This window comes from Streptomyces sp. NPDC018693 (assembly GCF_044391385.1).
In the GTDB taxonomy this organism is placed as follows: Bacteria; Actinomycetota; Actinomycetes; order Streptomycetales; family Streptomycetaceae; genus Streptomyces.
This window is the reverse complement of the sequence record NZ_JBIRZZ010000002.1, coordinates 33,482-46,112: the sequence shown is the minus strand read 5'-3', so window position 1 is coordinate 46,112 and position 12,631 is coordinate 33,482. Positions and strand designations below refer to the sequence as shown.

Below are 12,631 nucleotides of genomic sequence, written 5' to 3'. Positions count from 1 at the left end.
CGGAGCGTCCCCCTTTAAGAACGCTAAGCGACGATTCCGAGGAACTCGGCAATCGAACGTAGGCCCGGAGGGCGCGCGGGCAATTCCCACAGGTCTCGAACGATGGCAACGGCTAGCGTGTGATGTCTCATCCAAGTAGGTGCCACGCGACGCAGGGACTCAAGGGCCTTCACGGCCCCCTCGGTGTTGCCGACGTCGGTGTGAGCCCGCGCCACGTCGAGAAGCAGCCACGTACGCCACGATGGCGGCGTGTCCTTGGACAGCCGCATTCCCTTGGCGAGCGTGAGCGCCTCCTCTGGGCGGCCGTGCTGCACCGCCAGCCGGACGCGTTCGATGCGGACGGACGACTTGCTGAACACAGAGACGAGACGCCCCTCGTCCGGGGCAGGCATCTTGGCCACCCGTCCCGCAGCCTTCTCCGCGGTCCGCATCATCTCGTCTGCTCGCTCATAGTCGCCGCTCCGGGCGTAGCTCGTCGCTGCGGACATGAGCAGCCCGCCCCACACCCTCAGCCCAGAGGCGTCAGTCGAGTGTTCCCGCTCGACGTTGTCCGCTGCGTAGATGGCGAGGTTGGTCGCGTCCTCAAGGCGGTTCTGGCGTTGATACGCCCAAGCGACGGAGTTGGAGACCATGGGCGCTAGAAGCGGATCCGACGACTTACCGGCGGCGTCTATCGCACGCTCCAGGCTCGACAGAGCAAGGTCGGTCTTACCCATGCGGATCGCGAGGTGTCCGCCGAGTTGCAGCGCCTTACCCAACGCAGCTTGGCCGGCGGCTCGCTCGTCGTCACCGCCGACGGCCGCAGCAAACCGCGCGTCGGTGATGATGTCCGGCAGAAGCTCCATGAGACGCCCGAACTCCGCGTCGTGGTACAGGGTCCAGGCGTCCGCGATTTCGGCCCGCAGAAGGGGCAGGGAGAGCTTCTCCGCTCGCTGCGGCTCCAGGGGCGGAGCGAACAGCGGAGGGGAGATAGCGCGCCGGACGGCAACGAGCTGCGGAGGGTCTGCTTCGCCCGTCGAGGGTGCACCAGGAGGGTCACCCAGCAGCGACGTCAGCTCGACTCCCAAGCCTCTCGCAAGAGAGTGCAGGGTGGGCAGCGTCGCGGAACTCTTCCGCTTTTGCTCCAGCTTCTTCACGACATCGACTGAGACCCCGGAACGCGCAGCTAGCTCTTCCTGCGTCAGGCCGGAGAGGCGCCGCAGCCGACGCAACTTGTCGCCCAGGTGCTCACTCACGTCATCGACGGTACGACGCCGAGAGCCCGTCTGTCAGACGTCAGCCACGGTTTACAGCGGCACCCCCAGAGCCCGCAGACGCCGCCGGTACGCCTTGCCGTGGTCGCCGTTGCAGAAGCGGCGGACGCGTCCCGCACCCGGCTTCTGCGTGATCTCGGCTCCGCAGTGGCCACAGGTGACGGGGACAGACTTCGCTGGTGCTCCGAACATGAGAGTTCCTTCGTTGGACGTCGGGAGCCCCCGGGCCAGTCGACCCGGGGGCGGGATGTGCGTGGGGTGTATTACGACCAGCGGCCGTTGTTGAGTGCCGTTGCGGACTGCCTGTCGTAGACCTCGATGCGCTTGTCTACATGGCCTGTCAGCTCCCTGCCGTCGAGCGTCGTCGAGACGTAGACGTTGATCCCGTCGGCGTCCGGCCCGCTGCCCTTCGCGGCCCGGATGTCCGCCCACTGCTGCGACGTCAGGACAGGCTCCGGGCGGCCCGTGCCGTTGGCGACGAGGGTCATGCCCGGCGGGAGGTAGCCCCCGGAGTCGTACAGGAACGGCATGGGGTCGATGGGAGTGCCATTGCGGCGCGCCTCGAAGTGGAGGTGAGGGCCCGTCACGTTGCCCGTCGCGCCCACAGCGCCGATGGTCTGGCCGCGCGTCACGGCCTGGCCGACGGAGGCGTTCATGCGCGACATGTGCGCGTACAGGGACGCCAGCCCACCACCGTGGTTGATCAGGATGTGATTGCCGTACGGGCCGCCGCTCCTCGACAGCGCCACGGTGCCGGGAGCAACAGCGAAGATCGGCGTACCCGTCGGGGCCGGGAAGTCGAGGCCCGTGTGATGGCCGGAGGACCACATCGAGCCGGCCACGCCGAAGCGCGTGCCGAAGGGCGCGTTGACGGGGCGCGCCCACGGGCCGTTCCCGCCTCCGCCTCCTCCGTCGCCGCCGGAGAAGAGGCCAGACACGGCGCTGGTGATCTTGTCCTTGATCCCCGCGGCCATCTTCGCCGGGTACTTCCCGACCGCCGCGCCCATCGTGGAGGAGCCGACACCCGCAGCGACCTTCGACAGGATCGGCCGCATCAGCGCGTCCCATACCTTGCCGGGGTTGGTCATCAGATCGGCACCGGTCTTCGCCCAGTCGATAGCGCCGCCAACGACGTCGGACAGGGTGTCCTTCGTCCAGTCCAGCGCTCCGCCGATCTTGCCGAGGACACCGCCCTTCTCCAGGAGCTGAACGCCGGCCGCCTGCCACAGGGCCTTCGCACGAGACCTGTACTTCGGGTCGGTCGGAATAATGTACTCAGGGAATCGGGGATCACCTTCGCCGACAATCGCCGTCGGCTTGTTGGTCACCATCGGCCGTGCTACGCCCCATCCGTCGCCGACCGTGCCGCCTGCCGCAAGGAACTTGGGGTTCGTGTCGAGGAGCTTCGGGCCCTTCGGCAGGGGCTCCATACCGACGAATCCCGCCACCTTGTCGAATACGGCCTTGATGCCCTTGTTGTAAACCCACTCGATGATGAAATTCACCGGCTTGGCCGCGATCTGCGCAACCTCGAACCAGTGCGCCTTCACTGCGTCCCGGGCACTCCCGAATGCCTCCCCGACGAGCTTGGCCGCGTCCTTGATCTTGTCGAAGGCTGGCTTTATGCCCTTGTCCCACGCCCACATGACTATGGCGACGATGGAGTCTATCGGCGGTTTGACGCCCTTTTGGTACAGCCACCCGATTACGTCGCCGACGGCACGCGCGATGCTCATGACGAGGTTAAAGTACTTCAGGACGATGTTCCTGTACCACCACGCGATCAGGTCACCGATGAAGCCGAAGATGGGGCTGAAGATTCCGGACCATAGCCAGGAAATGACGTCGGCAACCATCTTCCAGTATTCGACCATCAGATCGATGTACGGCTTCACGACGTGAGTCCACAGCCACACGATTACGTCGCCGACGAGCTTCCAGTAATCAATGATCAGCTCGATGTACGGCTTGATCACCTTGTCCCAAAGCCATACGACAGTGTCACCGAACCACGCGAAGAATGGCTGTAGCGCCTTCGTCCACAGCCATTCCGTGACTCGCTGGATCCACTTCCACGAGGTGTCGACGGCCGTGCGGAACCAGCCGACGTGCTGATAGGCCCAGTAGACGGCTGCCGCTAGAGCGAGGATTCCGGCGACGAGGAGGGCGACGGGGTTCGCGCTCATGATGACGTTCGTCGCGATCATGACGATATTCCACGCCTTCTGAGCTGCGATGATGAGCCAAATTCCCTGCACCAGCCACGGCGTGTGGTCGGCTATTGTCGCGATGCCGTCAGCGATTCCGGTCAGCGCGACGAGCAACGGCCCGGAGAACGGAGCCAACGCCTCGCCAATCGCCAGGAACGCGCCACCGACGGAACCGAGGAAACCAGCGACCTTCGGTCCGGATTCCTCGGCGTACTTCAGGAATCGTTCGAATTCCGGGGAACCCTTGAGCCCCGTTCCCCAGTTGGCGAACGTTCTCGACGATTTCACCATCCGGTCGGCGATGCCGTCCATGTGGGGAAGGAAAGCGTCGACGACGCCGGCCATTCCCTTAAGCGTGTTACCGAATGCCTTGCCCAGACCGATGACAGCCGGCTTTGCGGCGCCTTCTATGTCCTTCTTGAACCCCTGCCAGAAGGGCTCTTTCAGGTCCTTTGACGCGGCGTCCTGTAGTTCCTCGACACCGGCCGCAGCCTCACGAACGAGCGGGGAGAGACCGGGGAGGGCGTTCTTTGCGCCGTTGACGGCCTGTGTGAGGAGCGGGACGACGTCGGGTGAGAGCTGCCGTGCCCAGTCGGCGAAGGCGGCTTTGAGCCCCTTGGGCCCGGCAATCGCGTCGTACAGCGTGCGCTGTTCGGGCGTCAGTTTCGCCAGTGCCTTGCGGTAATCGTCGGCCGCGCTGGCGCTCTTCACCGTCGTGTCGACGGACGAGAGCCGTGCAGCGTGGAGGCCACGCTCCGCAGATGCGATGGACTCAGCGGCCTGTACCTGGGCGTCGGCTGCTCTGCTCTGAGCGTCGGCAACCGCCCGAGTCTGGTCCTGCACCTTTTGCTGAGCGTCGGTGACACGTTGCGTAGCAGCCTTGACGTTGGCGTTCCCGTCGACTCCCGCCTTCGTCGCGTCCTCGACGGAGCGCTTCAACTCGGCTTGCTTCTCACGCTGCTTGTCGAGGTTGCGTACTGCTTCGTCGAGGCTGAGCTGTGCCCGCTGACGCTGGAGGTCTGTGGCTGTCGGATCGGCCGTGACGCGGGCGAGTTCCTCCCGCGCCTCCGCCACGCGGAGCGTTGCTTCCCGTTCGCTGAGAACGCCGTCCAGAAGCTCATCCTGGAGGCTGCGGAGTTCCTGACGAGCATTGCGACGAGTGGCCGTGAGGTCGTCCTCCGCCTGCCGTGCGGCCCTCTTGGCGTCGACGAGGGACCGCTCCGCGCCCTCCACTTGGCGGTTGGCGTCGGCTATCTGCTGCGCTGCCTGCCTGTGCGCGCTCCGCAGCGTGGCTTGTGCATTGGCGAGTTGGAGCGCCGATTGTGTGGCCTTCACGCTAGAGGCCGCGGAGTTGTCCGTCGCGCGGGAGGATTCTCGCTCCGCTGCTGTCTTCGCCTGAATGGCTTCGGTGACGCCCTTTATCGCTGGCACTGCCGCAAGGGCGAGAGCGCCGACACCTGCGCCGGCTGCGACGGCTGCGGAGGCAATGGCGCCGATACCGGCGGCTGCGACCGGCACAACGGGAATGGCTGCGACGCCACCAAGGAGTATGCCGAGTTGCAGCAGCTCCGCCCGCGCAGATCCCGTATCCGCGCGTACGTGTACGGTGGCTGTTTCGCCGTCGAGGTCATTTACGGCTCGCTGCATTTCGGCGAGACCGGCGCGCGCGGCTGCGATATCCGAGCGAACCTGGATATCGGCCGTCTGCGTACTGAGCCTTTCGAGTTCGGTGTCAAGCGCCGATATCTGCGCAAACGCCGTTGCGGCGTCGATGTCGACGCCGACACGCTTGTTTGCGAGCGTTTCCATACGACTCCGAACACGGGCCAAGTCCGCATCGAAGCCAGTAGTCGACAAACGCACGTCGGGACGAGGCAACGAGCGGAACGCCGCTTCCAAACGCGACTTGAACGCGCGCGCAAACGCCCCCGCATTGTCATCGCCCTGGCGCGTCGCGCTGACGCGCGCCGTCCTCCCGCCATTCGTTATGGCATCGGGAATGGCAACCCGGATATGCCGGGACATCGCTTCACCGATGCGTCTACCAGCCTCTTCGCCGACCCTGTCCGCCGCTGGGAGGACAATGCCTTTCAGCTTTCGGTGGAAGTTCGGCGCAATCGGGACGACGTCAACGGCCGCTCCGCCGACGACGTCAAGGTCTGCGGCCATCAAACACCCCCAGTGGTTACATCGAATTCCAACGGGTGACTTCGCAGGTCAAGCAAACGCGAGAGAACGTCGAGCCGTTCCGCCTCACGCTCGGTCGTTGGTGATTCCGGAGCCTGTGCGACAATCGTTGCAGCCTCCAGCCAATCCGCACATGAAGGGCTGCACGCGGGAAATACTTCCAGCGCCCCCGACTCGGTTATTGCTGGCATCCGGGCGAACTTGCATCCTGGCCGTATACAGCGAGTCGATTCATTGGTCATTGAACGTCCAAACAGAAAAGGCCCCCGGCAACGCCGGAGGCCCTGAGAGAGTTCGTGGTAGTTGTTACACCGTCAACTGCGCGACGAGTGCTGATAGGTCAGCAAGAACGGACGGGGCGTTGCCATGTCGGCGCCCCGTCATTGCGATGTACCGGCCGGTTCCGTAGATCTCCACGGCCGTACCGTCGGGGCGTCGGATGCGCCGTCCCTGTCGGACGTCAGCGCGGCCCCAGACGTGCAAGCCGTCTCCGGACGGGGACACCTCTACGTAGGTGGCGCCCGCGTCGCGGAGGATGGCTGCGGCCCACGGAGCAAGTTGCCCGGTGAGCGGGTTGAGACAGTGGTCGAGGTCGAGACAGACAATGTCGTCCTCGTCGCTCAGCACGAAGCCCAGACCGACGCCGGCCGTCGAAGCGGCGGCGTCCTTGTGCGTGCTCCACGTCCGCGGATCCGTCGAGGAGGCCGCCATGCCGGCGACCGTCAGCGGGACCTTGCCTGCGGAGCGGCGTACCCACCTGTCGCGGGTCGTCAGCTCAGCGGGAGTCGCATCCTTCTTCGCCGCGCGGTGCGCAGCGACACGGCAACGCGTGGAGCAGAAGCGCGCTCGGTGCGAGTGCCTCGCTCCCAAGTGCTCGCCGCACTGCTCGCATTTCCGTGTGTTCATGTGGCCCATTCTAGTGCGGCCGGTAACGGTAAAACAAGCTCTGACCAGGGACATTGTCAGCGACTGTGCGACCGAAGCCGTGTGCGCCCGTCTGCCGGTTTGGGGTTCGAATCAGTCCAGGAGGCTGACGTTCGGGCCTCCAGCGGGCCCCTGCGGGCACCTTGTGGCACCTCCCAGACCCGTACAGACCGCGCTTATCAGCACCTTACCGGTGATCCGATTGACCCCACCCCGGGTCACCCCCCTGGGTAGGGCTGGTTCTGCTACGCTCCAGAACTTAGCTGGGCATTTGGGGTGGTTCTCAGATGCGGGCCCTCACCTCGCGGAGGCCGCCAATGGCGCAACGCTGTTGGGTCTCTTCAGCACCTTCATCAGGTCTCATGGACCTCGACGACATGCACCGCAACGGTGCGGCACGCAGCAAGGGCCCTGCGTGTGCTGACAGGCCATCTGTCGTCGTTGAGGTAGCACACGCTTCGTCCTCGCTTCAGGTGGCATATACCCGTTGCTGAGGAGAACCTGTCGTGTGGCCAGTGCTGAGTGAACTTGCTTTGTCAGCCCCGATGTTGCTCGCCCTGGTCTTGGGCTCTGTGTTGGTGGTGATGCTCGTGTCACTACCGCTCAGCCTGCGCGGATCCGACGCCAAGGAACGCCCCGACATCATCCGCGCCCTTGCTGACTTCTGGCGCTTCTGGCGAAAGTGACGTCGTCAACGCTCCATCGTGTAGCCGTTCTCCCGCCACGGGTTCCGACCGTCGCTGTCCGCCTGGCGTCGCTCTGGGCGTCGCCCGTCCTCGTCCAGGCCGTGACGCTGCCTGTAGCGCGCGGCTCCGCCGCTGACGGTTCCGGAGCCGCTGCCGACATCGGAGCCACGGTTGCCGCCGGAACGAGGGGTTGGAGCGGGCGGTGCCTGAGGTGCCCACTCGGTGAGGAAGGTGTCGGCGTCCGCGGAGAGTTCTTCGGGCGTCTCTCCGCGCAGCCGCGCGCACATCTCAGGGGTCAGCCCCTTCGGCTGGCCGGCTGCGAGTTGCTCGGGGGTTGGTTCCATGTCGTTCTCCAGGTCTCAGTACGAAAGGACGGGGGCGCGCTCTGCCCCCGTGGGCTTCGGGGCGGGAGGTTCGGGGAGGAACTCCTCACGCGGGGTGTAATCGGCCAGCGGTGCGTCAGGCGTACCGATGTCGGGCGCGTCCTCCCCGTCCAACTCCTCGAAGCTTCCGGGCACCCATGCGCCGGGGTGGTTGGCGAGGAAGACGAGATACGGCACGTCGTAGTGCCCGGATGTCATGGCGCGGAAGATGTGCTCCGGGATCTCGTCGCGGCGCAGCCCGGACACCTCGAAGTGCCCCGCCTCACGGAGCATGCGGAGCCGTTGGCCGTCGCCCAGGGGTCGCAGGATGCGGTACTGCGCGTCACGGATGGACGCCAGGCGGCCGATCATGTCCGTGAGGGTCTTCCAGGCTGCCGGAGCCTTTCCGCCCTTGCTGATGGCTTCCTCGGCGCTCTGCACGCCCTTCAGATCCGGCAGCACCTTGCTCACGTCGGCGAGGAACTCCGCGAGACGCGTCCCCAGTACTTCAAGGGCCGTGTCCGCTTCGTTCGCGCGGAGGTATTCGAGGTGGTTTCGCAGGCTCGTCGTCGCCTCGTTCAGGGCGAGGCGCTCCGACTCCGCCTCCAGGGCGTCACGGTAGGCGTCGGCTGCTCGCTTGCCGATGTCCGCGGGGAAGTCGGCACCGGTCCGCGTCGCGTTGACGGCATCGTTGATGACGGTGCGTCGCGCTTCCTCGCAGCCTGGAGCGTCGGAGAGTGCCCTCCGCCGTTCCTCCAGGGTCCGGAGCTGCCGCTCGCAGTGGGCGACGGCAGGAACGGCCGCCCACGAGGCGTCGAAATCGGGATTGGTCATGGTCACTCCTTCGTGTCAGTGGATCAACAACAAAGGCCCTCAGCCGTAGTGGCTAAGGGCCTTGCGGAAGTGGGCTGTGCGGCCGTCACGCGGCCTCCCACTGGGGTTGAGTCTCGAAGTACGCTGCGCGCTCTGTCCGGCGCTCTCGCGTCCGCTGACGGATGCGCTCGGCGGACGCCGCGTAACGTCGTCGCTCCGCCTCACACGCGCAGTTGCGGCACGACAGCTTCAGGCCGTCGCTGTTGAGCGAATCCCGGTGGAAGAACGCCGCAGTGCGCGGGTAGCGCACCCCGCACCGTTGGCACGCGCGCGACGGGGACGGCACGTCGGTATGGCTCGACATCATGTCTCCTGTCGTCCTGTCTTGAATGGGCATGAGAAAGCCCTCCCACCCGTGGAACGGCGGCGCGGAGCTGCACGGCCGAAGGAGGAAACCGGCGTTGCTCAACGCGCTTCCCGAAGGGAACACGGGTGGGAGGGCTGTGCGGGGCGACGGAGGAGAGGGCGTCGTCCCGCGGCACGGGGGTCTCAACAACATTCCGGGTCGGAGACTCCGCTACGCGACGAGGAGAGGGCGACTGTGCGGCACCCTCTCCATAAGAGATACAAACCCGAACGCGTCAGGCCGCCTCGTCGTCCCGCAGACGTCGCATGCGATCCCTGGCCCGTTCGCGATCCCACGCGGTGGAACACACGTCACTGCACAGCGTCTTCCAGCGACGGCGCTGCGACACCGGGCGCCGCTGTTCGAACTCAGTCCCGCACTGAGCGCACGGACCGCGCCACACCTTCGTCAGGCCGTCCACAACGACGACACCGCCGGCCGTCTCGTACTCCATGCGCCGTTCCGTCTCCGCCTGACGCTGCGCCTGGCGCTCCGCGTGACGCCGAGCTATCTCCGGGTCAACCGTCACGGTCACCGGGGCGACGTACGGAGGCTCGATGTCAGCCGCACGACCAGGCCGACGCCGCTCCGGACGATCCTCAGGGTTCTCCGAGCGGTCGTGCCACTCCTCGAAGAGCCGCTCACCGCGCAGGAACGGGTCTTCGTCGTCGAGCGGGTCATGAGAGCTGAGCCCCCGCCACGGCGTGGTGTAGCCGGGAGAGACGTACGCCCCTCCGTCCTCCAGCTCTTCGACGAACGCCTCGGCCTCCAGCTCCTCGTAAGAGCGGCGGGTAGGACGTCGGCCAGGTCCGAAGTCGTCGTACGACACAGTGGTTCCCCATTCCTCGTCGGTGAGCCGCGTGCGCGGCTTACACCTGGGTTATGGGGCGGAGACGGCCAGATGTGACGCGGGAGGGCCGTCCTCTTCCTCCGTGGTCAGACCTGGTCCAAAGTGCCAGACTGAACGCCTTTTCCACTTTCTCTCTAACTCGCCTTAGAGAAAATTGAAACTACGGTTAGTTTGGCCCTTTTGACCATCACCGCAGGTCAGCGGCTATGCAAACTGACACCGGTTTGGACGCGGCGAGTGAGGCGACGAAGGGTGCGAACCTGAGGAAAAGGCGAATAAGGGATGGAGTGCAGCGCTCCACTTCCTTCGCGCGGACACCGACGAGGGTCAAACCAGCCCATCGGCGGGGCGGCCGGACGCGACGAAGCCCGGTGCCGGGATGGCCCCGGAGCGGGCTGTCGAGTCGGGCGGAGCGTCAGACGACGACGAGGGGATCAGCGACGGCCACGCCGGAAGCACTGACGCACCCCGCGCAGACGCTGACCGTCCACCGGCCGTCGAGATAGATCGGAGCGGCCTCCGGGTCGTCCTCCCCGCAGTGCCCACATGTTGTGTTCACCGGGTGCTCATAGACCGCGTCGGCCCACAGGCAGCAGACATCCGAGAGCATCGCCTCAGCGCCGAGAGCGGCGGAGGCGGGCGACTTCTCCCACCCGTCGGCGAGGACCACCCCTTCGTAGTCCATCGGGTCGTAGTCGCGACTGACGGCGACGAGGGCGGGGAAGCGGAGGCGATCGGCGACGTCACAGGCGAAAGCAGTGACGTCGGCTATGTCGTCCACGGTGTCCGTCTTGCCGACGACGAGGATGGGGCGCTGTGCAACCATGGGATTCTCCTCCGGGAGACGGGGGCTCGTCGTCCGCCAAGACATTGGGCGAGCCCCTCTATGGCCAGGGTGGTTAACCACCCCGATAGTGGCACGCGGTCGACAGGTGGTCAACCACCCTGGCAGACTGCATTCATGGCCAATGCGCACAAGCACAAGCTCCGCGGCATCCGCGGCATTGATGACGACACGTGGGACGCGTTCGACGAGGCGACCAGAGCGGCAGACACGGACCGCTCTGCGGCCGTGCGGATGTTCATCGACTGGTTCCTGACTCGTGAGGGCGCAGCGCTCCCAGAACGGCCCCCCGCCGGCCCTTGGAGCGCTGCGCCGGAAGCATGACAGAGCCCCGTCGGAATGGTCCGGCGGGGCTCTTGGCGTCGCTATTCTGCGTCGTCGGCGAGAGTCAGTGAGGCCCCGATTCCCTTCGGCTCCTCCTCGCCCACCCACCAGAATCGGAAGCGATCCAGGGTGGGCCGTACGCCTGATGACGGTGCCTTGAAGAGCCACGCTTTGTTCAGGACGAGACCGAGGATCTCTCGTCGCTCTGCGAGGTCGTAGCCCTCCCAAGCCTCACGGAACAGCTCGATTTCGTGGAACGGAGTTACGTCGAGAGTCGCGGCTACGGGAATCGAAGCTAGCTCCGCCTCGTACTGCTCCAGCCGGTTTTGACTGGCGTCGTACCGCTGACGGAATCGAGCTTCACCCCTGGCGCCGCGGAAGAGACCCTCTAGCTTCTCGTCCTCCAGGCGCGTCAGGAACTTCTCTTCATCGGCGATACGGGCCTCCAACTCCCTGCGGCGGATGACACGGTCCGGGTGGCGGAGTTCTGCCCAACGCTCGGCAATGGCCAGTGCCCCAGGATCGTCGTCTTCCACTGACGCGAGGCGGGTGAACATTGCCTCCGTGACCAACTCGTCTGCGACAGTCCCCTTCATGAGGGTTCCCGGGCAGCGACCGGAGAAATGTCGACGGTTGCAGCGGTAACGGGGCCACGGCTTACCGTTGCGGATCCAGTAGGCGTCATGTGTTTCCCGGGCCCCGCACTCTCCGCAGTGCAGGTAGTCGACCAGAAGACCCGTGACGGGCCTCCGCGTCTCCTGTGACCGCCCCCCGGGAACCGCTGAACGTGTCCAGTGGATCGGCGTCCGTGCACCGAACAGAGCCCTGAGACGGGTTGAATCGGCCATGCTGATGATCTCAGGTCCGACGCGCACCATCTCTCCGGTCTCGCTGTGCCGGTAGATCTCTCCTTTGTGGGGCAGGTAGCCGGTCATCACGACGGACGTGACGAGTTGGCGCACCGTCGGCCACGACCATGAGTTCGGCGACTTGAGCGGCTTCTCGCGGAGCTTCTGCGCCCTGAGTGCCTCACCCTTTGTTTCCAGTTGTGCGATGCGGTACTTCCGCCCTGCCCACCGGGGGCAGTCGTAGCCTTCCTCGTTGAGCCACTTAGCTACCCCGCGGAGCGTCGCAGGTGGGTCCGCGTGCAGAAGACGCTTGACGATTTCCCTGATGACTTCTGCCTCAGGCTCGAACACACTCAGCTTCCGCGTTGGCGTGACGGTGAACCCGTAAGGACGGGATCCCATCCATCGGCCCGCGTCTCTCTCGTCGGCACGCAGGTCAGAGACGCGGGTGGACGTGTTCTTCGACTCCGTGTGTGCCTGATGTGCGGCCAGAGTGAGTTGAATCTCCCAGCCTTCGTTGTTGCTGTCGATGCCGTCTGCGACTGAGACGAAGCGGCATCCGGTTTCGTAGACGATGCGGATGATCTCCGACGCCTGCGGGATACCCTGGCGAGTTGCTCGGTCGACCTTGAAGACGATGAAGACGTCGGCCAGCCGCTTGCGCAGCATCTCAAGAGCGGCGTCCCAGTCTGGGCGACGCACGAAGGTGTGGTAGCCCGATTTGTCCTCATCCTTGAAGACGCGCACGACCGAGGCGCCTACGTCTTCCGCCTTCCGCCTTCCGCTTTTCTCCTGCCGGTCGATGGACGTCGACGTGTCCGTCAGATCGGAGATTCGCAGGTAGAGGATGGCGCGGAGTAGTACCGCTGCAAGTTCGGTTGGTGACACATGCACTCCCTGTAGCCACCGCCAGGCTAGGTCAGG

11 protein-coding genes are annotated in these 12,631 nt (G+C 65.5%); 2 read left to right on the top strand and 9 right to left on the bottom strand.

Annotated features, from left to right (window positions below):
- Positions 1–23 precede the first annotated feature (23 nt).
- The 4 genes from ACH5AC_RS04380 to ACH5AC_RS04365 all read right to left on the bottom strand — a co-directional run bounded on the left by ACH5AC_RS04380 (position 24) and on the right by ACH5AC_RS04365 (position 6,361).
- Positions 24–1,235, bottom strand: coding sequence for a helix-turn-helix domain-containing protein (locus ACH5AC_RS04380; protein WP_398860122.1), 1,212 nt, complete (start codon positions 1,233–1,235; stop codon positions 24–26).
- A 51-nt stretch (positions 1,236–1,286) separates the two neighbouring features.
- Positions 1,287–1,445 carry a hypothetical protein gene (locus tag ACH5AC_RS04375; protein ID WP_398860121.1) on the bottom strand — a complete coding sequence of 53 codons (159 nt, stop codon included), beginning with the start codon at positions 1,443–1,445 and terminating at the stop codon, positions 1,287–1,289.
- A 71-nt stretch (positions 1,446–1,516) separates the two neighbouring features.
- Positions 1,517–5,632: a peptidoglycan DD-metalloendopeptidase family protein gene (locus tag ACH5AC_RS04370; protein WP_398860120.1), complete on the bottom strand. Its 4,116-nt coding sequence runs from the start codon at positions 5,630–5,632 to the stop codon at positions 1,517–1,519.
- A gap of 324 nt (positions 5,633–5,956) precedes the next feature.
- Positions 5,957–6,361: a hypothetical protein gene (locus ACH5AC_RS04365; RefSeq protein WP_398860119.1), complete on the bottom strand. Its 405-nt coding sequence runs from the start codon at positions 6,359–6,361 to the stop codon at positions 5,957–5,959.
- Between the two features lie 719 nt (positions 6,362–7,080).
- On the opposite strand from ACH5AC_RS04365, the gene ACH5AC_RS04360 reads away from it, so the two are divergent.
- A complete protein-coding gene (locus ACH5AC_RS04360) occupies positions 7,081–7,260 on the top strand; it encodes a hypothetical protein (RefSeq protein WP_398860118.1) in 180 nt (59 codons plus the stop codon).
- A gap of 5 nt (positions 7,261–7,265) precedes the next feature.
- On the opposite strand, the gene ACH5AC_RS04355 is transcribed toward ACH5AC_RS04360, so the two are convergent.
- The 4 genes from ACH5AC_RS04355 to ACH5AC_RS04340 form a co-directional block, all read right to left on the bottom strand.
- On the bottom strand, positions 7,266–7,604 hold the full coding sequence (locus ACH5AC_RS04355) for a hypothetical protein (RefSeq protein WP_398860117.1): 339 nt from the start codon (positions 7,602–7,604) through the stop codon (positions 7,266–7,268).
- 15 nt (positions 7,605–7,619) lie between these two features.
- A complete protein-coding gene (locus ACH5AC_RS04350) occupies positions 7,620–8,456 on the bottom strand; it encodes a hypothetical protein (RefSeq protein ID WP_398860116.1) in 837 nt (278 codons plus the stop codon).
- 620 nt (positions 8,457–9,076) lie between these two features.
- Positions 9,077–9,670 carry a hypothetical protein gene (locus tag ACH5AC_RS04345; protein ID WP_398860115.1) on the bottom strand — a complete coding sequence of 198 codons (594 nt, stop codon included), beginning with the start codon at positions 9,668–9,670 and terminating at the stop codon, positions 9,077–9,079.
- 436 nt (positions 9,671–10,106) lie between these two features.
- Complete coding sequence (locus ACH5AC_RS04340; protein WP_398860114.1) at positions 10,107–10,517, bottom strand: hypothetical protein; 411 nt, start codon at positions 10,515–10,517, stop codon at positions 10,107–10,109.
- Between the two features lie 135 nt (positions 10,518–10,652).
- Here ACH5AC_RS04340 and ACH5AC_RS04335 point away from each other — a divergent pair, with 135 nt between their 5' ends.
- A complete protein-coding gene (locus ACH5AC_RS04335; protein ID WP_398860113.1) occupies positions 10,653–10,859 on the top strand; it encodes a hypothetical protein in 207 nt (68 codons plus the stop codon).
- A 41-nt stretch (positions 10,860–10,900) separates the two neighbouring features.
- Here ACH5AC_RS04335 and ACH5AC_RS04330 read toward each other — a convergent pair whose 3' ends face one another.
- Positions 10,901–12,595: a recombinase family protein gene (locus tag ACH5AC_RS04330; RefSeq protein ID WP_398860112.1), complete on the bottom strand. Its 1,695-nt coding sequence runs from the start codon at positions 12,593–12,595 to the stop codon at positions 10,901–10,903.
- Positions 12,596–12,631 lie beyond the last annotated feature (36 nt).

Bases quoted from the DNA above. Each gene is read 5' to 3' on its own strand.
- ACH5AC_RS04375 (WP_398860121.1), bottom strand. From the start codon at position 1,445: ATGTTCGGAGCACCAGCGAAGTCTGTCCCCGTCACCTGTGGCCACTGC.
- ACH5AC_RS04370 (WP_398860120.1), bottom strand. From the start codon at position 5,632: ATGGCCGCAGACCTTGACGTCGTCGGCGGAGCGGCCGTTGACGTCGTC.
- ACH5AC_RS04365 (WP_398860119.1), bottom strand. From the start codon at position 6,361: ATGGCGGCCTCCTCGACGGATCCGCGGACGTGGAGCACGCACAAGGAC.
- ACH5AC_RS04355 (WP_398860117.1), bottom strand. From the start codon at position 7,604: ATGGAACCAACCCCCGAGCAACTCGCAGCCGGCCAGCCGAAGGGGCTG.
- ACH5AC_RS04350 (WP_398860116.1), bottom strand. From the start codon at position 8,456: ATGACCAATCCCGATTTCGACGCCTCGTGGGCGGCCGTTCCTGCCGTC.
- ACH5AC_RS04340 (WP_398860114.1), bottom strand. From the start codon at position 10,517: ATGGTTGCACAGCGCCCCATCCTCGTCGTCGGCAAGACGGACACCGTG.
- ACH5AC_RS04335 (WP_398860113.1), top strand. From the start codon at position 10,653: ATGGCCAATGCGCACAAGCACAAGCTCCGCGGCATCCGCGGCATTGAT.